Annotated in this window: 18 protein-coding genes; 13 read left to right on the top strand and 5 right to left on the bottom strand. The window is 71.4% G+C overall.

The genetic code is table 11. The annotated features are described in order from the left end of the window. Window positions 1-98 precede the first annotated feature (98 nt). The 8 genes from ACIP84_RS33280 (at window position 99) to ACIP84_RS33245 (ending at window position 10,714) form a co-directional block, all read left to right on the top strand. Window positions 99-3,914, top strand: coding sequence for a nitrate- and nitrite sensing domain-containing protein (locus tag ACIP84_RS33280; RefSeq protein WP_401803061.1), 3,816 nt, complete (start codon window positions 99-101; stop codon window positions 3,912-3,914). Between the two features lie 9 nt (window positions 3,915-3,923). Next, window positions 3,924-4,337: a roadblock/LC7 domain-containing protein gene (locus ACIP84_RS33275; protein WP_030325548.1), complete on the top strand. Its 414-nt coding sequence runs from the start codon at window positions 3,924-3,926 to the stop codon at window positions 4,335-4,337. Between the two features lie 159 nt (window positions 4,338-4,496). Next, window positions 4,497-4,901, top strand: coding sequence for a DUF742 domain-containing protein (locus tag ACIP84_RS33270; RefSeq protein WP_017235980.1), 405 nt, complete (start codon window positions 4,497-4,499; stop codon window positions 4,899-4,901). After that, window positions 4,882-5,463, top strand: a complete 582-nt coding sequence (locus ACIP84_RS33265) for an ATP/GTP-binding protein (protein WP_073912799.1) — start codon at window positions 4,882-4,884, stop codon at window positions 5,461-5,463. Before ACIP84_RS33270 ends, ACIP84_RS33265 begins: the two co-directional genes overlap by 20 nt. A gap of 339 nt (window positions 5,464-5,802) precedes the next feature. Continuing rightward, window positions 5,803-9,084: a nitrate- and nitrite sensing domain-containing protein gene (locus tag ACIP84_RS33260; RefSeq protein WP_401803058.1), complete on the top strand. Its 3,282-nt coding sequence runs from the start codon at window positions 5,803-5,805 to the stop codon at window positions 9,082-9,084. 7 nt (window positions 9,085-9,091) lie between these two features. Next, a complete protein-coding gene (locus ACIP84_RS33255) occupies window positions 9,092-9,505 on the top strand; it encodes a roadblock/LC7 domain-containing protein (protein WP_026057603.1) in 414 nt (137 codons plus the stop codon). 92 nt (window positions 9,506-9,597) lie between these two features. After that, window positions 9,598-10,152, top strand: a complete 555-nt coding sequence (locus tag ACIP84_RS33250; protein WP_355960385.1) for a DUF742 domain-containing protein — start codon at window positions 9,598-9,600, stop codon at window positions 10,150-10,152. Continuing rightward, a complete protein-coding gene (locus ACIP84_RS33245; RefSeq protein WP_073912790.1) occupies window positions 10,133-10,714 on the top strand; it encodes an ATP/GTP-binding protein in 582 nt (193 codons plus the stop codon). The genes ACIP84_RS33250 and ACIP84_RS33245 overlap by 20 nt, the downstream gene beginning before the upstream one ends. Window positions 10,715-10,998: 284 nt before the next feature. Here the strand turns inward: ACIP84_RS33245 and ACIP84_RS33240 are convergent, their stop codons facing one another. The 4 genes from ACIP84_RS33240 to ACIP84_RS33225 all read right to left on the bottom strand — a co-directional run bounded on the left by ACIP84_RS33240 (window position 10,999) and on the right by ACIP84_RS33225 (window position 17,637). After that, window positions 10,999-11,202: an acyl-CoA carboxylase subunit epsilon gene (locus tag ACIP84_RS33240; protein WP_030320260.1), complete on the bottom strand. Its 204-nt coding sequence runs from the start codon at window positions 11,200-11,202 to the stop codon at window positions 10,999-11,001. A gap of 14 nt (window positions 11,203-11,216) precedes the next feature. Continuing rightward, window positions 11,217-12,800 (bottom strand): acyl-CoA carboxylase subunit beta, encoded by a 1,584-nt coding sequence (locus ACIP84_RS33235; RefSeq protein ID WP_401803055.1) that lies wholly within the window; start codon window positions 12,798-12,800, stop codon window positions 11,217-11,219. Window positions 12,801-13,084: 284 nt separating this feature from the next. Continuing rightward, window positions 13,085-16,996: an endo-alpha-N-acetylgalactosaminidase family protein gene (locus ACIP84_RS33230; protein ID WP_401803052.1), complete on the bottom strand. Its 3,912-nt coding sequence runs from the start codon at window positions 16,994-16,996 to the stop codon at window positions 13,085-13,087. A gap of 131 nt (window positions 16,997-17,127) precedes the next feature. Beyond that, on the bottom strand, window positions 17,128-17,637 hold the full coding sequence (locus ACIP84_RS33225) for a hypothetical protein (protein WP_187623079.1): 510 nt from the start codon (window positions 17,635-17,637) through the stop codon (window positions 17,128-17,130). A 251-nt stretch (window positions 17,638-17,888) separates the two neighbouring features. Here ACIP84_RS33225 and ACIP84_RS33220 point away from each other — a divergent pair, with 251 nt between their 5' ends. Continuing rightward, on the top strand, window positions 17,889-18,500 hold the full coding sequence (locus ACIP84_RS33220; RefSeq protein WP_401803049.1) for a YceI family protein: 612 nt from the start codon (window positions 17,889-17,891) through the stop codon (window positions 18,498-18,500). A 354-nt stretch (window positions 18,501-18,854) separates the two neighbouring features. On the opposite strand, the gene ACIP84_RS33215 is transcribed toward ACIP84_RS33220, so the two are convergent. After that, a complete protein-coding gene (locus ACIP84_RS33215) occupies window positions 18,855-20,060 on the bottom strand; it encodes a serine hydrolase domain-containing protein (protein ID WP_401803047.1) in 1,206 nt (401 codons plus the stop codon). Between the two features lie 139 nt (window positions 20,061-20,199). Here ACIP84_RS33215 and dnaN point away from each other — a divergent pair, with 139 nt between their 5' ends. The 4 genes from dnaN (at window position 20,200) to ACIP84_RS33195 (ending at window position 24,255) form a co-directional block, all read left to right on the top strand. Continuing rightward, window positions 20,200-21,300, top strand: coding sequence for a DNA polymerase III subunit beta (gene dnaN, locus ACIP84_RS33210; protein WP_401803045.1), 1,101 nt, complete (start codon window positions 20,200-20,202; stop codon window positions 21,298-21,300). A 115-nt stretch (window positions 21,301-21,415) separates the two neighbouring features. Continuing rightward, on the top strand, window positions 21,416-22,042 hold the full coding sequence (locus ACIP84_RS33205) for an AAA family ATPase (RefSeq protein WP_401803043.1): 627 nt from the start codon (window positions 21,416-21,418) through the stop codon (window positions 22,040-22,042). Further along, the gene (locus ACIP84_RS33200) at window positions 22,039-22,665 is read left to right on the top strand and encodes a guanylate kinase (RefSeq protein WP_401803041.1); all 627 of its coding nucleotides are present in this window, start codon (window positions 22,039-22,041) and stop codon (window positions 22,663-22,665) included. The genes ACIP84_RS33205 and ACIP84_RS33200 overlap by 4 nt, the downstream gene beginning before the upstream one ends. A gap of 63 nt (window positions 22,666-22,728) precedes the next feature. Continuing rightward, window positions 22,729-24,255 carry a hypothetical protein gene (locus tag ACIP84_RS33195; RefSeq protein ID WP_401803039.1) on the top strand — a complete coding sequence of 509 codons (1,527 nt, stop codon included), beginning with the start codon at window positions 22,729-22,731 and terminating at the stop codon, window positions 24,253-24,255. Window positions 24,256-24,274 lie beyond the last annotated feature (19 nt).

Genomic DNA, 24,274 nt, shown 5'->3' with positions numbered 1-24,274 from the left:
GACGACCACCTGGGGTGCCCTCCACGCACCCCGATTGACGCCGACACCGTCCTCTCCGTTCATCCGGAAGGACGCCTGGTCCAGAGGTTGCGACGCTAGTGCAGGGACGTTTCAAGAGGGATGGCTCGGGGTCTCCCCAGGCCCGTCAGGGCCGAGCGGATGCTCCGGCGGAGCAGGAACCGCGTGCCGGGACCGACCGCGGTCCCTCGGCCTCGCACACCCCGAACCAGGGTCAGGGCCCGTCCGGCGAGGGCGGTGACGGCGGCAGGCGCACGAGCGCCGCGGCCGCGTCCGCCGAGCCGTCCGACGCACCCCCCAAGGTCCGGGCCGAGAACGAGGTCGGTCCTCGAATAGCCCTGCGCAACTGGCGCATCTCCACGCGCCTGGTCGCGCTCCTGACCCTCCCCGTGGTCGCCGCGACCACCCTGGGCGGCATCCGCATCAGCGAGTCGCTCCAGGACATGGAGCAGCTCGACCACATGCAGCTGCTCACCAAGCTGACCCGAGAGGCCACCGACCTCGCGCAGGCCCTCCAGTCCGAGCGCGACCTCTCCGCGGGTCCGCTCTCCAACAGCCGCCCGGTCAGCGACTACCAGGTCGCCAACCCGCGCCGGAAGACGGACCTCGAGTACAAGGCCTTCCTGCAGGCCACGGAGGCCATCCCGGCCACCGAGGGCGACGAGGCGCTGCGCAGCATCCGGCAGAACGTCAACCAGATCGCCTCGCAGGTCAGCGGTCTGCACACGATCCGGAGCAACGCGTACGAGAAGGACGTCTCCCACTCGGTGACGGTCGAGGCGTACAGCCGTCTCATCCGCTCGCTGCTCAGCCTGTCCCAGGACATGGCGCAGGCGACCAGCAACCCCGAGATGATCAAGCGGACCCGCGCGCTCGCCGCGTTCTCGTCCGCCAAGGAGTACGCCTCCATCCAGCAGGCGATCATCGCCGCGGCGCTGCCGCCGAGCGACCGGACCAACGGCGACATCCAGCAGGGTGACCGTCTCTACGGCGAGGCCGCGCTCAACTCCGAGGGCCGCGAACTCCAGTCCTTCCAGGCGATCTACGAGTCGACCGGTGGCGACGCCACCGAGCGGCTCGCGTCCCTGAACACCGGCAACCCCTCGATCACCGCCGCCGAGAAGTACGCCGAGCGCGTCCTCAACATGGACGGCGCGATGAAGAAGGGCGACCCGCGCGGCCACCTCAACTTCACCGACGAGTACGGCACCAAGATCGCCACCATGAACCGCATCGAGCGCGGTCTGCTCGGCGACATGGAGAGCCTGGCCCGTGAGCTCCGCCAGGAGTCGCAGCGGGACGCCATCGTCAACGGTGCGCTGATCCTCCTCGTCCTCGGCGTCTCGCTCATCGGCGCCTTCGTCGTGGCCCGGTCCATGATCCGCTCGCTGCGCCGGCTCCAGGACACCGCGACCAAGGTCGCCCAGGAACGCCTGCCCGAGCTCGTCAAGCAGCTCTCCGAGTCCGACCCGCAGGACGTCGACACCTCCGTCGAGTCCGTCGGTGTGCACTCCCGGGACGAGATCGGCCAGGTGGCCGCGGCCTTCGACGACGTGCACCGCGAGGCCGTCCGTCTCGCCGCCGAGCAGGCCCTCCTCCGGGGCAACGTCAACGCGATGTTCACCAACCTCTCGCGCCGTTCCCAGGGCCTCATCCAGCGTCAGCTCTCGCTCATCTCCGAACTGGAGTCGCGCGAGGCCGACCCGGACCAGCTGTCCTCGCTCTTCAAGCTCGACCACCTCGCGACGCGTATGCGCCGTAACGGTGAGAACCTCCTCGTCCTCGCCGGTGAGGAGCCCGGCCGCCGCTGGACCCGCCCGGTCCCGCTGGTCGACGTGCTCCGTGCCGCCGCCTCCGAGGTGGAGCAGTACGAGCGCATCGAACTCGCCTCGGTCCCCGCGACCGAGGTCGCCGGCCGGGTCGTCAACGACCTCGTCCACCTCCTCGCCGAGCTGCTCGAGAACGCCACCTCGTTCTCCTCGCCGCAGACGAAGGTCCGGGTCACCGGTCACGCGCTGCCCGACGGCCGGGTGCTCGTCGAGATCCACGACACCGGCATCGGCCTCTCCCCCGAGGACCTCGCCGCGATCAACGAGCGGCTCGCGTCGCCGCCCACCGTGGACGTCTCCGTCTCCCGCCGCATGGGTCTCTTCGTGGTCGGCCGCCTGTCCCTGCGACACGGCATCCGCATCCAGCTGCGCCCCTCCGACTCGGGCGGCACCACCGCGCTCGTCATGCTGCCGGTCGACGTCGCCCAGGGCAACAAGAAGCCGATGCCCAAGCCGGGTGCCGGTGGCCAGGGCGCGATGCCGCCCGGCGCCTCCGCCCCGGGCGGCCGGCTCCCCGCCGGTCCCGGCGCGGCCGGTGGCCCCGGCGGACGCCCGGGCCAGGGCGGTGCGCCCTCGGGCGGCCTGCTCGGCGGCGGCGCTCCGCGCGGCCAGGTCGGTACGAGCGGTCCCCGGGCCGCGCTGCCCGCCCGTGACGGTGCGCCGCTCGCCGGTGGCCCGCAGGGCGCCCCGCAGTCCCGGACCCCGCAGCCGCAGAACGCCTCGCTCGACCGGACCGGTCAGGCGCCGCAGGCCCCCCAGGCTCCGCAGAGCGGCGATCCGCTGCGCCCGGGCCCGGGTGGCGGCGGTCTCATCGGCGGCGCCGCGAGCGCCATCCCGTCCCGTACGGACGTGTGGGGCAGCCAGGGCTCCCCGCAGGCCGGACCCGGTGCTCCGCAGCACGCCCCGCAGGGCGGCCAGGGCCAGGGCCAGGCGCCCGGTGCCCAGCAGACCGGCGGGTACGAGTTCCCGCGCGCCGAGCTGCCGGGCGGCAACCCCCAGGCGCAGCGCCCGCAGGGGGCGAGCTGGGGCAACGACCAGGCACAGCAGCCGGTCCGCCGCCCGCAGCAGGAGATGTCCCCGCTGGACGCGCCGCGCGGTCACGAGGACCCGGAGACGACCGGCTCGTTCGCGGCCCCGGCGCCCCAGGGCCCCGGTTCCACGGGCCAGTTCCCGCGTCCCGACTTCGGTGCGCCCCAGTCCCAGGGCCGCCCGCAGCAGGCCCCGCAGCAGCAGGCACCGCAGGTGTACCAGGGCGGTGTCCAGGACCCGGCGTCGACGGCGCAGTTCCCGCGCCCCGACTTCGGTGCCCCGCAGGGCCCCGGCTCCACCGGCCAGTTCGCGCGGCCCGACTTCACCAGCCCGCAGCAGGCCCCGCAGCAGCAGGGCTACCAGGGCGGCCAGCAGCAGCAGTTCGGCCGGCAGCCCTACGTACCGCAGGCGCAGCAGCAGGCACCGCAGCCGCCGGCCCCGCGTCAGCGCACCGGCGGCGACTTCGGCGCCCAGCGCCCGGAGCCGGTCCAGCCGCAGCAGCGTCAGCCGCAGGGCCAGCAGCCGCAGCTCCAGCAGCCGCGCCGTCCGGAGGCACTGCCGCCGGCGGGCGCGGGCGACGGCCGTACGCCGCTGTACGACACGCTGGAGACCAACTGGTTCAACCAGGAGCAGGCCCAGCAGCAGGCACAGCAGCAGGCGCAGGCCCCGGCCGCGCCGCAGCCGTCCGCTCCGGCGCAGCGTCCGGCCGGTGACCCGGCCGACGGCCGCCAGAACGGCGGGGCCGCCTGGCGGACCTCGCCCAACGACGAGTTGGTGCGCCAGGCCGAGCGGGTGCGCAAGCCCGCCGCCGGCGGTGTCACCACCTCTGGTCTTCCCCGGCGTGTGCCGAAGGCCAACCTCGTACCCGGGACCGCACAGGAGCAGGCCCACACGGCCGGCCCCCAGGTCTCGCGTGCACCCGACGACGTCCGCGGCCGGCTGACCAATCTGCGCCGCGGTATCCAGCAGGGCCGGCAGGCAGGTAACTCGACCACGGGTAATCACCACCTCGGTCCGAACCATCAGCAGGAGCGTTAGTTGAACGCGATGAGCCAGGCGGCGCAGAATCTGAACTGGTTGATCACCAACTTCGTGGACAACACCCCTGGGGTGTCCCACACGGTGGTGGTCTCCGCCGACGGACTCCTGCTGGCCATGTCCGAAGGATTCCCCCGCGACCGTGCCGACCAGCTGGCGGCGGTCGCGTCCGGACTGACCTCGCTGACCGCGGGTGCGTCCCGGATCTTCGAGGGGGGCCCCGTCGCGCAGACCGTGGTGGAGATGGAGCGCGGCTTCCTCTTCCTCATGTCGGTCTCCGACGGTTCCTCGCTGGCCGTGCTCGCGCACCCCGAGTGCGACATCGGCCTCGTCGGCTACGAGATGACGCTGCTGGTGGACCGGGCCGGCAGTGTCCTCACCCCGGATCTCCGCGCGGAGCTCCAGGGAAGCCTGCTCCACTAGCCGGTTCGACTCCCGGTCAGAACCCCACCGCACGACCGATCGACAGGGCGGTACGCCCCTCCGTACCGCCCTGGCACCGTTATCCGTCCGGCCGCCCCACCCGGCCCCCCACCGGCCCCATCAGACGGCAGAAGGTTTGCTGTCACGCCCGGAGGATTCATGACCCCGCCCCCCGCCTCTCACGATCCGTACGGCGCCTCAGTCGACGAGTACGGACATGAGGGCGACCAGCCGCTGGTGCGTCCGTACGCGATGACCGGCGGCCGGACCCGGCCGCGCTACCAGCTCGCCATCGAGGCACTGGTCAGCACCACGGCCGACCCGGCGCACCTCGCCACGCTCCTCCCGGAACACCAGCGGATCTGCCACCTGTGCCGTGAGGTCAAGTCGGTGGCCGAGGTGTCGGCACTGCTGTCGATGCCCCTCGGTGTCGCCCGCATCCTCGTCGCCGACCTGGCGGAGGCCGGCATGGTGGCGATCCACCAGCCGGGCAACGGAGAGACCGGCGGCACGCCGGACGTGACTCTGCTCGAAAGGGTGCTCAGTGGACTTCGCAAGCTCTAGCGGCGGTGCGGCCCGTTCGACCACCAGCGCGAAGATCGTGGTGGCGGGTGGCTTCGGCGTGGGCAAGACCACGTTCGTCGGCGCCGTCTCTGAGATCAACCCGCTGCGTACCGAAGCCGTCATGACGTCCGCCTCGGCGGGTATCGACGACCTCACGCACACCGGTGGCAAGACGACGACGACCGTCGCCATGGACTTCGGCCGCATCACCCTGGACCAGGACCTGATCCTGTACCTCTTCGGTACGCCCGGTCAGGACCGCTTCTGGTTCATGTGGGACGACCTGGTCCGCGGCGCCATCGGCGCCGTCGTCCTCGTCGACACCCGCCGCCTCGCCGACTGCTTCCCCGCGGTCGACTACTTCGAGAACAGCGGCCTGCCGTTCGTCATCGCCCTCAACGGCTTCGACGGCGCCCAGCCGTACCAGCCGGAGGAGGTCCGCGAGGCCCTCCAGATCGGCCCCGGCACCCCCATCATCACCACGGACGCCCGGCACCGCGCCGACGCCAAGAGCGCGCTCATCACCCTGGTCGAGCACGCCCTCATGGCCCGGCTCAAGTAGTCGGACGACCAGGGCGGTTGTCATATGCCACCGCGAGGGGCGGTCTGTGTCGTTCGACACGGCCGCCCGCGCGTTCATAACATTTCGACAGAGAATTGGGGCGCCTCGGACACCCGACGCATCCGATCGGTGTCGCTGCGCTCACCTGAGCCCCGTCTTTTGACGGGGCTCGCTCTTTATGCCCGTTTTATACGAGGCGTAAGCCCGTGAAACCGGCCGCGTCCCACTGTTTGGAACCGACCCCCTTCACGTGCTGCAATTCATGAACTCCCGAGTAGTACGGCCCTGAACGAAACACCGGCACAACGTAGGTGCCGACGCCGAGAGGTTGTTGGTCGAGTGAGGCGCAGCAAGGAAAGCTCCGCGGAGCAGGAGACACGGGGCAACTTCACCCCGCCGTCGCGCACGGCGATGTCGCCCGCGGACGTGCCCGTGACGCAGCCCGCCGTGGCCCCCGCACCGGGCAGCTCCAGCAAGCTCTCGCCCCGCAACTGGCGGGTGCCCACCAGGCTGAACGCGATCCTCTGCATACCCGTGCTGGTCGGCCTCGTCATGGGCGGCTTCCAGGTCAAGGGGTCGATCGACACCTGGCAGGAGGCGCAGGACGCCGAGAAGACGGCGCTCATCGTGCGCGCCGCCTCCGAGTACAGCACCGCTCTCCTCAACGAGCGCGACCTCACCGCGGCCCCCCTGCTGGCGGCCAAGACCGCCGAGGACCGCAAGAGCGACGAGGTCACGAAGGCGTACGCCGCGACCGACGCCGCCAAGGTGAAGTTCGACCAGGCCGCCCAGGACCTGCCCTCGGGCCAGGGCCTGGAACGCCGGCTGAACCTCTTCCGCGAGGAGGAGCCGAAGCTGGAGGCGCTGCGCAAGGCCGCGTACACCCGCTCCCTCGACCCGGTGAACACCCAGCTCCAGTACACCGGCGTCCAGCACTACCTCACCGAGTTCTCCAACGAGCTCGGCCTCGGCACCGGCAACGTCACGGCCTACGGCCGCAGCGTCTACGCCATCCAGCTGGCCAAGGGCGCCGAGTCCCTCCAGCGCTCCATAGGCACCCAGCTCCTGGTCCGGCCCAGCCGCACCGAAGCCGTCTTCGCCCAGCAGTCCGTGGCGTTCAACTCGTACAACTACCTGGAGCAGATCGCCCTCGGCGAGTTCTCCTCCGGTGGTATGCCCGAGGACGTCGAGATGCTGAAGAAGGTCATGGCGGGCAAGGCCGCCGAGGGCGCCAAGCAGATGCAGGCCGCCGGCCTCGACCTCCCCAAGGGCAAGGACGGCTCCGTCTACTCGGGCGCGGCCACCGCGATCGGCACCGCCAAGGACCCCGAGGGCCTCGCGTCGCTCAAGGCCAAGGGCATCACGGCCGAGACCTGGGTGGCGATCGCCACCGCCAAGTTCGAGGGCTACTCCGAGGTCGAGAAGGCCCTGGTCGACAAGGCCGTGGCCGAGGCGATCAAGATCTCCGACGAGGCCAAGACGGACGCCTGGGTCAACGGCGGCATCGTCGTCATCGCCCTGCTCGCCGCCTTCGTCCTCGCCGGGATGATGGCCCGCCAGATGAGCCGCGCGATGCAGCAGCTGCGTACCGCCGCCTTCAGCATCGCCGAGCAGCGCCTTCCGATGCTGGTCGACCAGCTGTCCCGTACCGAGCCCGGCCGCGTCGACACCCGCGTGCAGCCGATCCCGATCGACACGCAGGACGAGATCGGCGAGGTCGCCCGCGCCTTCGACCAGGTCCACCGCGAGGCCGTCCGGCTCGCCGCCGAGCAGGCCATGCTCCGGGGCAACGTCAACGCGATCTTCACCAACCTCTCGCGCCGCAACCAGTCGCTGATCGAGGGCCAGCTGACCCTCATCACCGACCTGGAGAACAACGAGGCCGACCCGGACCAGCTGGAGAACCTCTTCCGCCTGGACCACCTGGCGACCCGCATGCGCCGCAACGGCGAGAACCTCCTCGTCCTCGCCGGCGAGGAGCCGGGCCGCCGCTGGGACCAGCCGGTCCCGCTGGTCGACGTCATGCGCGCCGCCTCCTCCGAGGTGGAGCAGTACGAGCGCATCGAGCTCGCGGGCGTGCCGGAGGCCGAGATCCACGGCCAGGCCGTGACCGACCTCGTGCACCTGCTCGCCGAGCTCCTGGAGAACGCCACCACGTTCTCCTCCCCGCAGACCAAGGTCCGCGTCACCGCGACCCGTCTCCCCGACGGCCGTGTGATGGTCGAGATCCACGACAAGGGCATCGGCCTCACCGCCGAGGACTTCGCGGACATCAACCACAAGCTGGCCAACCCGCCGACCGTGGACGCGGCCGTCTCGCAGCGCATGGGCCTCTTCGTGGTCGGCCGGCTCGCCGACCGCCACGGCATCCGGGTCCAGCTGCGCCCCTCGGGCGAGCAGGCCGGTACGACGTCGCTGGTCATGCTGCCGGACGCGATCACCCACGGTGGCGGTGGCGAGCAGCCGCTCCAGGACGACTTCACGGTCTCGCAGATCATTCCGCAGCAGCAGCAGCCGAGCGCCTTCGAGAGCGCCCCGCCGCAGCAGCAGCCGATGCTGACCGCCGCCGACCTCGGCTTCGACGACTCCCGCTACGAGCAGCCGGCCGAGGAGGAGCGTCCGCTCGACCCGGTCGACCGCTCGCTGAAGCGCGAAGGGCGCCGTGCCGCCCTGGAGGCCCAGACGCAGGGTGGCGACCGGCCGCTCTTCCGCGACGAGGCGGAGCAGCCGGACGAGTACGGGCAGCAGGGCCAGGAGTACGGCCAGGGTCAGGAGTACGGGCAGCAGCAGGGTCAGGAGTACCCGGCCGAGCAGTACGCCCCGGCGCAGGAGTACGGGCAGCAGCAGTCTCAGCAGTCGCAGGGGTACGGCCAGGAGTACGCGGCCGGGTTCCCGCAGCAGCAGGACGGCTACGCGTACCCGCAGCAGGGCTACGAGGCCTACCCGCAGCAGGGCTATGCGGAAGCTTCGTACGAGACCCCGGGAACCGAACACCAGCAGTACGGCAATGCGTTCGATACCCAGTCCCACCAGGGCGACTGGCAGGATCAGGGCGCCTACCAGGGCGGCTACCAGCAGCCGTTCGGAGCGGAATCGGAATCTGCTCCGAGCGCTCCCGAACAGGCCCCCGACCGCGTAGGCTTCGACCGTCCGGGTCCGACCCCGAGTGCCGCCCCGGACGCCGGTCACGCGCTGACCGACGCCGGACTGCCGCGCCGCGGCAGCGTCGCCTCGCCGACCCAGCAGGCGCCGCAGCAGCAGGCACCGCAGCAGGCGAAGCCCGCGCAGCCGGCGCAGGAGCCGCAGCAGAACGACGCCGACCCCACGGACGAATGGCGCTCGACCAACGACGAGCGCTGGCAGCGGGCCGGGAAGCTCAAGGACCCGAAGGCGGGCGGGGTCACCTCGTCCGGCCTTCCCCGCCGGGTCCCGAAGGCCAACCTGGTCGAGGGCACGGCTGAGCAGACCCCGCAGGGCGGCCCCCAGGTCTCCCGCGCACCCGAGGACGTGCGGGGCAGGTTGAGCAACCTGCGCCGCGGTGTCCAGCAGGGACGCAGCGCGGGAACGGACACGAACGGATCGGGCCTCGGCCCGGGCAGTACCTACAACCAGGAGCGTTAGTGTGAGCATGAGCCAGGCGGCGCAGAATCTGAACTGGTTGATCACCAACTTCGTGGACAACACCCCCGGGGTGTCGCACACGGTGGTGGTCTCCGCCGACGGACTCCTGCTGGCGATGTCCGAGGGCTTCCCCCGCGACCGCGCCGACCAGCTGGCGGCCGTCGCCTCCGGACTGACCTCGCTGACCGCGGGCGCGTCCCGGATCTTCGAGGGTGGTGCGGTCAATCAGACCGTGGTGGAGATGGAGCGCGGCTTCCTCTTCATCATGTCGATCTCGGACGGCTCCTCGCTGGCCGTGCTCGCCCACCCCGAGGCCGACATCGGTCTCGTGGGCTACGAGATGGCACTGCTCGTGGACCGGGCGGGCACCGTCCTGACTCCCGACCTCCGGGCGGAGCTTCAGGGAAGTCTTCTCAACTAACAGACAGACAGTGCGTTTCGCGCCACCGCCCCGTAAGGTGCGGTGGCGCGGTTCCAAGGGACATGGACCGCGAGGCAGTCGGAGGAGGAGACGTGGGAACACCACCGGGCTCAAGCCCCTACAACGGTTATGACGCGCACCAGGCGCCGCTCGGCGACACCGCGCAGAACCGGTTCAACTTTCCCTCCACCCCGAGCAGACAGGGCGTATCGCAGCCCTATCGGCAGCCTCACGCCCAGCCCGCGGGTGCGCAGGGCTCCTCACGCGCCCACTCCGCCGCAGGCTCCAGCAGCTCGGGCGGCTCGCACAACCCGCTGGTGCGTCCGTACGCGATGACCGGCGGCCGGACCCGGCCGCGCTACCAGCTCGCCATCGAGGCGCTGGTCAGCACGACGGCCGATCCGTCCCGGCTGCAGGGGCAGTTGCCCGAGCACCAGCGGATCTGCCGGCTGTGCTTCGAGATCAAGTCGGTCGCCGAGATCTCGGCCCTTCTCTCCATCCCCCTCGGCGTCGCCCGAATCCTCGTGGCCGACCTGGCAGAGGCCGGGCTCGTCGCCATCCACCAGCCGGGCGGCGACGAGGCCGCCGGCGGTCAGCCAGACGTGACACTGCTCGAAAGGGTGCTCAGTGGACTTCGCAAGCTCTAGCGGCGGCGCGGCCCGTTCAACCACCAGCGCGAAGATCGTGGTGGCGGGTGGCTTCGGCGTGGGCAAGACCACGTTCGTCGGCGCCGTCTCTGAGATCAACCCGCTGCGTACCGAAGCCGTCATGACGTCTGCGTCCGCGGGCATCGACGACCTCACGCACACCGGCGACAAGAAGACGACGACCGTCGCCATGGACTTCGGCCGCATCACCCTGGACCAGGACCTGATCCTGTACCTCTTCGGTACGCCCGGTCAGGACCGCTTCTGGTTCATGTGGGACGACCTGGTCCGCGGCGCCATCGGCGCCGTCGTCCTCGTCGACACCCGCCGCCTCGCCGACTGCTTCCCGGCCGTCGACTACTTCGAGAACAGCGGCCTGCCGTTCGTCATCGCCCTCAACGGCTTCGACGGCGCCCAGCCGTACCAGCCGGAGGAGGTCCGCGAGGCCCTCCAGATCGGCCCGGACACCCCCATCATCACCACGGACGCCCGGCACCGCGCCGACGCCAAGAGCGCGCTCATCACCCTGGTCGAGCACGCCCTCATGGCCCGCCTGCGGTAGCTGTCCCCCGGCGACCCGTACCGAAAGGCCGCGTTCCCCTCGGGGACGCGGCCTTCGGCATGTCCGGGGACTTCCCCTCTCCGGCGTACCGGCCAAGGCCCCTGTCGTGCCGCGGCGAGGCCGGTACGGCGCGTCGGGGCCCGTACGGCGCGTCAGGGCGCGGGAACGCCGGGTGAGGGGGCCGGGACGGCGTGTGAGGGGCCGTGAACGGCGCGTGAGGGGCCTGTGAGCGCGAAAGAGGGCCTGAACCCGGTATGGCCGGGTTCAGGCCCTCTTTCGGTCGCTCAGCGCCAGCTGTGCGGTGCGCGGAAGCCGTGCTCGCGCTCCAGGCGGCGCCAGCCGGCCGTGGTGCGGCCGCGGTGGCCCGCGGCGGTGTCCTCGTCGGACCGGGCGGCGGCACGGGCGAGCAGGACGGCCGTGATGGCCGCCAGCTCCTCGGGATCGGCGTGGCCCTTCTCGACACGGAGAAGGTTGGCGGGGGTTGTCACGTGGATGACTCCTCTTACTGAGGCGGGTTGCCGTGCTTGCGGGACGGCAGGTCGGCGTGCTTGGTGCGGAGCATCGCGAGGGACCTGATGAGCACCTGGCGGGTGTCGGCGGGGTCGATGACGTCGTCGACCAGGCCGCGCTCCGCCGCGTAGTACGGGTGCATCAGCTCGGCCTTGTACTCCTTGACCATGCGGGCTCGCATGGCCTCGGGGTCCTCGGCCTCCGCGATCTGCTTGCGGAAGATCACGTTGGCGGCGCCCTCGGCGCCCATGACCGCGATTTCGTTGGTGGGCCAGGCGTACGTCAGGTCGGCGCCGATGGACTGGGAGTCCATGACGATGTACGCGCCGCCGTAGGCCTTGCGCAGGATCAGGCTGATCCGGGGCACGGTCGCGTTGCAGTACGCGTACAGCAGCTTCGCGCCGTGGCGGATGATTCCACCGTGCTCCTGATCGACGCCCGGCAGGAAGCCGGGTACGTCCAGAAGGGTGATGATCGGGATGTTGAAGGCGTCGCACATCTGCACGAAGCGGGCGGCCTTCTCGGAGGCCTCGATGTCGAGGACACCGGCCAGCGTCTGCGGCTGGTTGGCGACGAGTCCGACGACCTGGCCGTCGAGGCGGGCCAGCGCGCAGATGATGTTGCGGGCCCAGCGCTCGTGGATCTCCAGGTAGTCGCCGTCGTCGACGAGCTCCTCGATGACCTTGTGCATGTCGTACGGACGGTTGCCGTCGGCCGGGACCAGGTCGAGCAGCACCTCGGAGCGGCGGTCCGCCGGGTCCTCGGAGGCGACGGTCGGCGGGTTCTCGCGGTTGTTCTGCGGGAGCATCGACAGGAGGTAGCGGACCTCCGCGATGCAGGTCTCCTCGTCGTCGTACGCGAAGTGGGAGACACCGGAGACACCCGCGTGGACGTCGGCGCCGCCGAGGCCGTTCTGGGTGATCTCCTCGCCGGTGACCGCCTTCACGACGTCCGGTCCGGTGATGAACATCTGCGAGGTCTCGCGGACCATGAAGACGAAGTCCGTCAGCGCCGGGCTGTAGGCCGCGCCGCCGGCGCACGGGCCGAGCATCACCGAGATCTGCGGGATGACACCGCTCGCGCGGGTGTTGCGCTGGAAGATGCCGCCGTAGCCGGCGAGCGCCGAGACGCCCTCCTGGATACGGGCGCCCGCGCCGTCGTTCAGGGAGACCAGCGGCGCGCCGGCCGCGATGGCCATGTCCATGATCTTGTGGATCTTCGTCGCGTGGGCCTCGCCCAGCGCGCCGCCGAAGATCCGGAAGTCGTGCGCGTAGACGAAGACCGTGCGGCCCTCGACCGAGCCCCATCCGGTGATCACACCGTCGGTGTACGGCTTCTTGGCCTCCAGGCCGAAGCCCTGGGCGCGGTGCCGGCGGAGCTGCTCGACCTCGCTGAAGGAACCAGGATCGAGCAGCAGCTCGATGCGTTCGCGCGCCGTCAGCTTGCCCTTCGCGTGCTGGGCCTCGGTCGCGCGGTCGCTCGGGCCGCGGAGGGCCTGCTCGCGCAGGACGTGCAGCTCGGCCACTCGGCCACGGGCGTCAGCGGGCTCGCTCGGGATCTGGTCCACAACGGTCATGTACCGACCCTACGAAGTCGGACAAGAAAACCCCGCCGTCGACTCCGTACAGTCTCCCGTGTCGATTCCTGGTGGGGCTGGACAGAACGACGAACTGTTCAGCACGAGTCAACAGTCAGGTACCCCTCGTGTTTGTAGGGGTTCGACATAGACCTCGGTGGGCCCGGAACCGTCGGGCCTTCGTCGGACCGGTGCCGGCTCCGCGTCGCCCACAAGGTAGTCCATGGCGCCGAAGGGCCCGCGACCCGGGAAGGGTCGCGGGCCCCCTGTGGCTCGCCCCGCGGTCAGCCTCCGCAGTGGAAGCGGGCGCCGCCCCAGTCGGCGTGGTCGTTCCCGTTGCCGTCGCCGCTGTCGGAGACCACCAGATCGACCCAGGTGACGCCGGTCACGTCGGCGGTGAGCGGCCAGGCGGTGTCGGCGGCCCTGAGGACCGGGGACTTCACCCGCTCGGCGCCGTCGGCGAGGACGCTGAACTGGACGGAGCCCCGGCTGGTCTGGACGTCGTCCACCCCGACCTCGGCCGTGAGGGAGGTGCAGCGGCCGCCCAGGTAGTAGCGGACCTTCGCGGGCGCGTGGCTGCCCAGGCCCTTGGCGTACGTCACTCCCCCGATCCGCAACGGGGAGCCGTCGCCGGTGCCGGTCTCACCGTTGGAGAGGTCGCGCTCGACGGGGCCCCAGCCGTTGGTGGCCGAGGTCCAGTCGAGGTCGCTGGCCCAGCTGTCGGCGGTGGGCGGCGGGGGCAGCGTACGGACGGTGGTGGCGGCGGTGAGCTTCCGCTCCCCTCCCCCGAGGGCGTACGTGACGGAGGCGTCCAGGGTGTACGGCCGGTAGGCCGCGTCCACCGGGGGCGTCACCTGCCAGGTGGCGGTGGCCTTCCCGCCCGGCGCGACCGTGCCCAGGGTGACGGGCGCGGCCGGTTCGGCCGTCCAGCCCGCCGGCAGGGTGAGCTCGGCCCGGGCGCCGGAGACCTCGGTGGCCTCGTCGTTGCCGAAGGTGGCCGTGACCTGGTTCGGGCGGCCGGGTTCCAGGGTCTCGGGCGCGGTGACGGCGAGCGTGCCGCAGGCGGCGCGCTCGGCGGCCGGGCCGAGGTCGGTGACGGTGAAGGCGTCGAGGACGAAGTCGGCGCCGTCGGGGGCGTCCCCGCGCTTGCGCAGTCCGGTCCAGGTGTCGCCGCAGCCGGCGGTGACCGTCTCGGAGAAGTGCCCGCTGTCCCTCTGCTGTCCGATCGGGGTGCGGCGGGTCTCCACGGAGGTCCCGTTCGTCCGGTCGTAGCCGGTGATCCACTCGTACGCGCCCGCGTGGCTCGACCGGTAGTCGTACTCGACGCGGTAGGTGCGGCCGTCCTTCATGGGGACGGTCCAGGGCGCGGTCCGGTAGACGAGTCCGCTGTTCTCGTCGTGGGACTTGAGGGACTCGGCGCCGCCGATGACGTCGTCGATCAGCTTCCCGTTCCAGCCGGCCTGGGTGTAGGGGGCGTGCAGCTGGGCGATGTGGGTGCGCGGGTCGGTCGTCCCGCCCGCGTCGCCCTTGAGGAAGGGGCCCCAGCCCTGGTCGACGGCCTCGAAGTCCTCGTACACCACGGTCCCGGCCCTGGTGGCGGGGTCGTTGGCGACGATCCGGACGTCGTCGATCCGGACGGTGGCGGCGCTGCCGCTCGCGGCCCGGACGCTCAGGGCGGTGCTGCCGTGGCGCGGGGCGGTGAAGGTGACCTTGGCGCGCTGGAAGCGGGTGCCGTTCCAGTCGGAGGCGGCGACCCGGTCCTGGAGCGAGGACCGTTCGACGGTGACGGACTGTCCACCCGCGGAGAGGGTGGTGGGCCGGGTGGCGCCGGACTGGACCTCGATCAGGGCGGAGGCGGTGTACCGCCGGCCCGGGGTGAGGCCGGTGATCCGCTGGCCGACCGAGGCGGCGGCGGTGCCGGAGAGCTTCGCGCTGTTGCGGCCCTGCTCGTCGGTGTCCCGGGCGACGGTGCCGGTCCTGGTCCAGGAGCCGAGCTTCGCGTCGTTGAAGCCGGGGTCCTTCACCGGGGTGCCCTGGCCCCACTTCGGGTCGGGCTGCGCGGGGGCGCGGTCGGGGTGGAGGACGTAGGGCTGTCCGGCGACGGCGTCGAGGGTGATCCTCCCGTCGACGGGCCGCACGGTGGCGGTCCTCACGCGCCCGTTGTCGGTGAGCTTGTACACCGTGTACGAGCGGGTGCCGGCCGGGACGGACCAACTGGTCGTGCCGCCGGTCTTGTTGTAGTGGTAGAGCTTCGTTCCGCCGTCCTTCCCGTCGGACCAGGGCAGCAGGTAGTTCTCGCCGTCGAGGACCTTGCGGCCGTCCTGGTAGAAGGTGCGGCGGCCGTCCTCGACGGTGCCGCGGACCCCGCCGGTGAAGGTGACGTCGTTGCCGTTCCAGCGGGTGATCCGCTGCTGCTGGAGGTACTTGGCGGGGAGGTTCCGCTGCCAGATGTTGGCCGTGAAGTCGTTCCAGTCGGTCTCGCCGGTCCAGCCCTCGAAGTCGACGAGGGCGGTCTGGCCGAGGACCGGGTGGTTGTTCCAGACGTCCTTCTCGCCGTTGCGGATGAAGCGGACGATCTGCGAGTTGAGGCCCTTGTTGGTGGCGCCGCCGTAGTCGAGGTCGTTGGCCCAGTGGGACCAGAGGGAGGCCCGCTCGAACTTCTCGGACCACTCGGTGGCGACGTTCCAGCCCTGAGCCTGGACGGCCCTCATCGTCTCGTCGGCGATCCAGCCGTGGGTGTAGTAGACGTCGATGTAGAGGGTGGAGAGGTTGCGGTCGGTCTCGTCGCGCAGCTGCTTGAAGCGGCGGGCGAGGTCACCGCTGTTGATGTCGCGCCGCTGGTCGATGTAGTAGCTCTGGTTGAGCCAGTTCCAGCCGGGCTTCGTCCTGTCGACGAGGGTCTCGCTGAAGTTCTTCGCCTCGGGGTACGACTCGGTGGCGTTGACGTGGACGCCGAAGTCCGCGCCCCACTTCCGGCCCTCCTTGAGGAGGACGTTGAGGTCGGCGAGGCCGCCGGCCCGCTTGTTGTAGTTGCCGCCGTAGTCCGGGTGGGCGGAGTCGTGGCCCTCGGAGCCGTACCCCTTGAGCAGCGCGAACTGGCCGAGCCCGTCGGTGGAGAGCGAGATCCGCTTGACGTCGTCGAGGGTGCGCAGGAAGGGGTGGGTGGCCTGCGAGGCGAAGTTGAACGGGATGTGGGCGACGACCCGGTCGGGGGTGTCCTCGCTGCCCGGCGCCCGGATCCCGATCGTCCGGAAGGCGACGGCGCCGTCCTGCCAGTCGGTGGTGCCGTCGGCGTTGGCGTCGGGGGTGACGACGACCTTGGCCCAGGGCAGGCCGTCGCCGCTCGCGGGCTGCGGGGCGCCCTCGCCGCGGTAGGTCCACTGGCCGGACCACACGCCGACGCGGGTCTCGGTGCCGGTGGCGGTGGCCTGCTTGCGGGCCTGGTGCCAGAAGCGGGCGCCGTCGCGGGCGGAGGCCCCGGTGGGCTTGTCGTAGCTGGAGTTGGACTCGACGGCCGCGGCGAGCCGCCCGGTGCTGACGATCGCGTAGCTCGCGCCCACCGGGGTGGTCTCGGCGGCGGTCGCGTCGGTGACCTGGGCGAAGACGTCGGCGGTACGGGTGGAGTCCGGGTCGAGCCGGGTGAAGGCGGTCGCGGCGCCGGCGTCCGAGGAACCGACGGAGACCAGGTCGTGGCCCGGTATGTCGAGGGTGCCGACCCGGAAGCCCTCGGTGTCGCGGACGGCGGTCACCCGGAACGTGGTGGCCCGCCCGTCGACGCTCAGCCGCGCGTCGATCTCGACGCCGGGCAGGTCGGGGAAGGCGAGGGTGTACGAGGCGGAGGACCCGGTCAGGACGGGGGCGGCCTTGGCCCGGACGGTACGGGCGGTGCCGTTGAGGACGATCTGCGTGACCGCGGCCGTACTGCCGAGGAGCCGGGCGCCGCTCGCGCGGTCGGTGTACGAGAGGACGCGGGGGAAGTCCTCGGCGACGGCCACGGAGAGCCGGCGGGAGGCGATGACGGGGCCGTCGGTGGCCGCGGTGCCGGCTGCCGCCTCGTCGGCGGACGCCGGGACGGCTGCCGCGCCCCCGGCCGTGGCTCCCTCGGCCAGGGCGGGCCCGGCCAGGGCGAACACGGCGGAGGAAGCGACGGCGAGCGCACAGGCCGCACGGATTCTTCGCGAAGGGGGGAGGGACATGCGCTCTAGTTGGCCCCGCCCCGGCGGCACCGTCAACGAGATCGCGGCGCGTGGGCCCCTCCAGTCCAAGAACCCCCTTCGGTTAGTCCAAGTGACCGCCGAAGAGGGCTCTTTCGGACCGGAACCGCCGGTCAGCAGCCGCCGCAGTTGTAGAAGGTCACGTCCCAGTGGTTGCCCTCGTCGGCGTAGACGTTGCCCGCGCCGGACTTCCACTGCGGGGCGCCGTCACCGCGTACGCCGATGTACGTGAACGTGTTCTTCACGTAGTTGGTGACGCAGGTGGCCTTGCCGAAGTCGAGCTTGTAGCCGTTCCAGTGGGAGTACGTGCCGCTCGCGTGGCCGGTCTCGGTGCCGCCGGTGATGTTGAGGGCGCAGCCGCTGGCGCTCCTCAGGGTCTGGGCGCCCTGGGCGGTGGCCAGGTTGAGCTGGTCGAAGGACGTGCAGGTGGCGACGTTGCGGTTGGAGCAGCCGCCGGACGAGGACCAGGTGATCCCGGAGGACCGGAACATCGAGGTCGCGGTGGCGTGGCTGATCTTCGTGACGGCGTGGGCCTCGCCCGCGGCGGTGAGGACGCCGACACCCGGCGCGAAGAGCGCGCCGAGGACGAGGGCGAGGGCGGTGAGGACGGAGCGGAGCTTCATGGGGTTGCCTCCTGCTGGTGACCGTGGCGGTGGGGACGGTGGTGCAGGTGGTGCTCTGGCGCGCTGCGCGCAGGGAGATGGTGCCGCAGTTCTACGCGCGTCCGCCAGAGGGCGTCCGTGCCCTTGTGGCGCCGTTCGGGTGAACATCTTCCAGAGATGTTGAAAGTTGAACGGAATGCGTCTACAGTCATTCTCGTTGAAGGTTCAACAAGAACCGGTCATCGCACATCCCGATCAAGGAGCTGTCAGTCATGGGTATCTTCAACCGCAAGAGCACCGAGTCCGCCGTCGCCGTCGCCACCCTCCCCGTGGACCCGGCCCTGACCGCTCTGACCGGCGACTACGCCATCGACCCGGCGCACAGCAGCATCGGTTTCACCGTCCGTCACGCCATGGTCACCAACGTCCGCGGCACCTTCGCCGAGCACGAGGGCGTCCTGAAGCTGGACGGCGCGAACCCGGACGCCTCCACCGCCTCGATCGACGTCAAGATCGCCTCGATCGACACGGGCATCGCCGACCGCGACGGCCACCTGCGCAGCGGCGACTTCTTCGACGCCGAGCAGTTCCCGCTCATGACGTTCCGCTCCCTGCACGCCCAGCAGCTGGGCGGCGACAAGTACCGGATCACCGGCGACCTGACCATCAAGGACGTCACGAAGCCGCTCGCGATCGACCTGGAGTTCAACGGCTCCGCGACGGACGTGTACGGCAACGAGCGCGTCGGCTTCGAGGGATCCGCCGAGATCCTGCGCTCCGACTGGGGCCTGACCTGGAACGCGGCCCTGGAGACCGGTGGCGTGATGGTCAGCGACAAGGTCAAGCTGAACTTCGACATCTCCGCGATCAAGAACGCCGCCTGATCTTGCGGCATGAGGCCCGAGGTCCGAGACCCGCGGCATGAGGCCCGAGGCCTGAGGTCCGAGCCGGACTGGGCCTGAGCCGATCCCGCTGATCCCTACCCGGCCCGACCCGACGTCACACGAGCGCGCCCGCCCTCCGCAGCAGCGGAAGGCGGGCGCTCGGCGTTGCGCACCGCTCGGTGTCGGGCGGGGTTCGGCGCCCTGCGGGGTGAGGCGGCCGTGGGGTTGGGCGCCCGTAGGGTTCCAGCATCCTGTGGGGTACCCGCGTCCCGCCCCGGCCGCCGGCCTTCTCGACCTCCCGGAACGCGGCGGCGAGAGCGCACCGTCATCCTCTCGATGCGCCGGCCCTTCTCGTCAAACGGCTCCTTCGGCCGTGCCGGCGATCCCGTTCCGGCGCGTGGCCGCCGCGACCACCGCCGGGATCAGGCGGTCGTTCTCGACGGCGCCGGGGCCTGCGGCGAAGCCGAAGCGGCGGCGGGCGTAGCTGTAGGCGAGGCCGGTGGCCGGGTCGGCGAAGGCCTGGGAGCCGGGGGCGCCGCTGTGGCCGACGGCGACCGGGCTGAGCACCGGGTGGCGGGTGGCCAGCGGGACGAAGCCGAGGCCGAAGGCGTTCGTCGAGCCGGTCACCAGGTCCTGGCCCGAGGAGTGGACCCGGGAGACCTCGGCCAGGGTGTCCGGCTTCAGGAGCGGGGCACGGCCGTCGAGCTCGCCTGCGACCGCCGCGTACATCCGGGACAGGCCGCGCGCGGAGCCGACGCCGCCGCCGGACATCGGCGCCTGAGCCCGTACGGTCCGGGAGTTGGCGTATCCGACGATGTCGAACGGCGGGTCCGCGTGGAAGTTGAACGCGACGGCCATGAGGCTGTCCGGGGCGATCGGGTTCTCCGCGAGGAGGGCCTGCTCGGCGGGTGTCGGCCGCATCGGCAGGGCCGTACGGAAGCGGGGTTCCAGCTCCTCGGGCAGGCCCAGGTAGTAGTCGAGCCCGTACGGGGCGCGGATCCGCTCCTCGAACAGCTCCTGGACCGTCCGGCCGGTGGCCCGCACGACGACCTCTCCGACGAGGGCGCCGATCACGAGGGCGTGGTACCCGTGGGCGGTGCCGGGCTCCCAGAAGGGGCGCTGGCCCGCGAGGCGTGCGGCGACGGCCCGGTCGTCGGCGAGTTCCTCCAGGCTGAGGCCGCCGTCGGCGCCGATCACGCCGGACCGGTGGGCGAGCAGCTCCCGCAGGGTCAGCTTCTCCTTGCCCTCGGCGGCGAACTCGGGCCACCAGGAGGCGACTTCCCGGTCGAGATCGAGCACGCCGTCCTGGACGAGCAGGGCGGTGACCAGGGCCATCGCGCCCTTGGACGAGGAGTAGAGGCCGAGGAGCGAGTCCCCGTCGACCCCGTCGCCGCCCCAGAGGTCCACGACGAGCCGGCCGTGGTGATGGACGGCGAGCTGGGCTCCGCCGTCGCGCGCCTCGTTCGCCACGACGGTGGCGAACTCCTCCCGCACGGACTCGAATCCGGGCTCCACCGTGCCGTGGACCTGGGCCTGTACCTGGACCTGACCGTCGATCATCGCGCCACTCCCCCTGAAGGTCATCGACTTGTTCGCCGACTGCAACGAGCAGAGGAGCGATTCCCTTCCCGCCCCCACCGACGACGGCCGAACACGCAGGTCGAAGCCGTTGTCAGTGGGGGCGTCTAGCGTCGGCGGCATGGAATTCCGTATCGACAGCGGCGTGTTGACCGATGCCGTGACCTGGGCCGCGCGCGTCCTGCCGGCCCGCTCCCCCATGCCCGTCCTCGGCGGTCTGCTCCTGGAGGCGGCGGACGGCCGTCTGCGGGTCTCAGGACTCGACCACGAGGCCTCGGCGCGGGTCGAGGTCGAGGCCGACACGGACGTCGAGGGCCGGGCCCTGGTCCTGGGCCGCCGGCTGCTCGACATCTGCAAGGTGCTCCCCCGGGGCGTCACGGAGCTCTCCGTGGAGGGCGCCCGCCTCTCGGTCACCTCGGGCGACGCCCGCTTCGGCCTCTCCCTGCTGCCCCTGGACGACTATCCGGCCCCGCCCGCGCTGCCCGAGGTCCGCGGCCTGGTGGACGGGGGCGCGTTCGCCGCGGCGGTCGGCCAGGTGGCCGTGGCGGCGGGCCGGGACGACTCGCTGCCGGTCCTCACCGGGATACGGCTCGCGCTGGACGGCACGACCATGACGCTCGCGGCCACCGACCGCTACCGCTACGCGGTCCGGACCCTGGAGTGGAAGCCTGAGGCGGACGGCGGCGAACCGGCCGACGTGGTCGTCCCGGCCAAGCGGCTCACCGAGATCGCCCGCTCCCTGGCGGGCGCGGGCCCGGCCCGGCTCGCCCTGGACAGCGGCTCGATCGGCTTCGAGAGCGACGGCCTGCGCACCACCACCCGCCTCCTGGACGGCCGTCTCCCCCGCCACGACAAGCTCTTCGCACTCGGCGACCACGCCCTGGCCGCCACCGACCGGACGCCGCTGACCGAGGCCGTGAAGCGGGTCGCGGTCGTCGCCGAGGGCGACAGCCCGGTCCAGCTGACCTTCACCCCCACGTCGATCCACCTCCAGGCGGGCTACGAGGACGACGTGGCCTCCCAGCGCCTCCCGGCCACCCTCACGGGCCCGGACACCCTCACGGTCGCCTTCAACCCCGGCTACCTCCTGGACGCCCTGACCGCCCTGGACACCCCGAAGGTCCACTTCCACCTCCTGGGCCCGGGCCAACGGGCCCTCCTCACCGACGGCCCGAACCCGACCCACCACCACCTGCTGATGTCGGTGAAGCCCCTGGTCTGAGGCTTCCGGGCGCCGCATACGCCGCTCAACAAACGTGTCATGACGGAGGGTTGGGGCTATTCTGAGCGCCGCACCACAGGTGCGTGCAGCTCGCCGACATTGCCAGGGGGATCATTTGTCGACGCATGTGGCGACCTCGACGACCGAGCGCGTTCCGCTCGTCCTGGTCGCAGGATTCGCCGGATCGGGCAAGTCGGAGGCGGGCAAGCTGCTCTCACTGGCCACCGGCTGGTCACTCCTCGACAAGGACACCCTGACGCGCCCGCTCACGGAATCCCTTCTCACCGCACTCGGTGGGGACCCTGACGACCGGCAGAGCCCGCTTTACGGGGAGCGGGTGCGACCGCTCGAGTACGACTGCCTGATGAAGACCTGCTGGGAGAACGTGGAGCACGGGGTGCCCGTCATCGCGGTCGCCCCGTTCCTCAAGGAGGTCGCGGACGCGCAGTGGCTCGCCCGGCTGCTCCGTCGCTGCGACCGGACCGGCGCCGGCGCCGAGGTCCTGTGGGTCGACAGTGACGAATCGTCGATGCAGGAACGGCTCACCGCGCGCAACGCACGCCGGGACACCTGGAAGCTGGCCAACTGGCGCGAGTACCTGACCACGATCTCCCTGGACCAGCGTCCGGTGCGGGATCACCTCCTCATCGACAACCGCATGACCGCCGCCACCCCGCTGGCGGAGCAGGTGGAGAGCGCCGCGCACGATCTGGTGTCCCGCTTCGGAACGGTGACGGCGTGACCGGGGCCCGTGGAGTGGTGCTCTTCGGTCCCCCCGCGGCCGGAAAGGACACCGTCAGCGCCGCGCTGAACGCGCTCGACAACCGGTTCGCGCAACTGGTGAAGGTGAAGGTGGGCTCCGGCCGGACCGCCGGGTACCGCATGGCCACGGAGGAAGAACTCGGCTCGCTGCGGGCGGCCGGACGGATCGTCCTGGAGACGGAGCGCTACGGCAACACGTACGCCGTGGACCGCGCGGATCTGGACGAGATGAGGGCGGCGGGCGGGTTCCCGGTGGTGCACGTGGGCAGCCTCGCGCATCTGCGCTCCTTCCTGCGTTCGGTGGGCGATCCATGGCTCCGGGTACTGCTCTGGCTCCCCCGCGAGGAATGCGCCCTCAGGTCCGCGGGACGCGGCGACCGCGACACGGAAGAGCGCCTGGGTGTCTGGGACGCGACGCTTGAGGACCTGGCGGCCGCCGACCCGGACGAGGCACTTTTCCACCTCCTGCTCCGCACCGACCTGCGGTCCCCCGAAGAGACGGCCGCGGCCGTGACGGAGGCCGTCGCTGCTGGGGCAGAGCGGCCGAGGTCCGGGCGGGAACTCGTCGCGTTCCTCCGCGAGCAGGCGTCGCACGGCCACTGACCCTCGCTGCGGACTGCATTGACGGAGCGGATGGTGTGCGAACGGGTCCCGGGGGGGAATCGCGTGATCAACAACCTCAGAGCGCTGGCGGACGCGGTGGGTATGGGTGCCACCGCGGGGGACGGCCGGGACCTGCTCGTACGACAGCGGGACGTCGAAGGACCGCTGCACCTCGACCGGGTCTCGGCCGACCGGCTCGAACTCGTGCACGTCGACGCGGCGGGGATCGTCGCCGTCCGTTCCTGCGTGATCGAGGAACTGGTCCTCGACCACTGCTCGGCGGATGCCATCCTCGTCACCAACTCGAGGATCGGCCGGCTGACGGTCCGCAACGCGCCGGTGAACTGCGAGATCTCGATCACCGAATCGACAGCGTCCGTGATCGACGTGCACTCCTGCGGCCCCCTCAAGGTCACCAACGTCCGCGTCGGCGAATCGATGCAGATCGCCGCCGTCCGCGGGGGCGTGCGGCTCAAGGGGCTGCGGACGGCGGCGCTGGCCGTGCGCAGCCAGGCCACGTCCGGTCGGCGCGGGCGTCCCGATGTGCATCTGGAGCACGTCCGGGTCACCGAGTCCCTCGTCTTCGACGACCTCTGGCTCGCCTCGCTCACCCTCCGGGACATCGACGCCACCTCGGTGGAGCTGCGGCGGGTGCGCCTGGACTCCCCGCTGACGGGCGTCGGGGTGCACTGCAGGGACTTCCTCCGGATCAACGGCATGGTCGTACCGGGCGAGGCGGGCTGTCTGGAAGAGAGCGACGTCCAGGGCGTCGTCGAGGTCAAGGGGGTGCGCCGGATCGTGGCGGCGGTGCCGCGGCAGCGACCCGCGGGAGCCGCGGCAAGGACGGCTCCCGGCCCCCCGCCTCCTGCCGGCTCCATGGCCCCTCCCGAACCGTTGGAACTGACCCTGCGCTCGTCCACGGTGCGCCGCGTCCGGGTGACGGCGGAGGACGACGCACCGCTGGTCGTCGGCCTGGACAATTCGGTGGTGACCGAAGCGCTGTCGATGCCTTCGGGACCAGCGCGGTTCCGTCTCGCTGGCGACTCGACGGTTCAGGAAGTGGATCTGGGGAATGCGGTGTTCCGCCGCTCCTCCCAGGTGAACGGCTTCCTGGAAAGGGTGTTCACCCGGGTGACGGCCAACTCCCTGGAGGCGGTTCGTACCACGCTGGCCCGGCAGCGCCGTACGGCCGAGGCGGACGAGCTGTACTACCGGATCCGGCAGCGTGAGGCCTCCCAGACCCCATGGCTGCGACGGCTGGTCGGCCACGGCCTGCTGGGGGGCGTCTTCGGCTGGGGCGTCCGGGCCCGGAACCCGGCCCGCGCCCTGGTGTGCGGCATCCTGGCGACCGCAGTCGCCCTGCGTCTTTCGGGGGCGCCGCCCGGCCTGGGCTCGCAGCGGCTGACGGATCTGTCCGCTGCGGGCAAGTCGCTGGTGTTCGCCTGTGCCCTGTGGCTCAACGTCGGCGTGGGAGCCCCGTCGGAGGCGAAGACGTACGACTGGACGGCGGTGGCCGTGTGCTTCACGATCGGCGGGATCGTCTTCACGACGCTGACGGTCGGCATCGTGATCCGGAAGCTGGTCCGGTAGTCGCCCTCCCGATCGCCAT

Origin of the sequence: Streptomyces sp. NPDC088707 (assembly GCF_044752725.1) — a bacterium.
In the GTDB taxonomy this organism is placed as follows: domain Bacteria; phylum Actinomycetota; class Actinomycetes; order Streptomycetales; family Streptomycetaceae; genus Streptomyces.
This window is presented reverse-complemented; position numbering and strand designations above follow the sequence as displayed.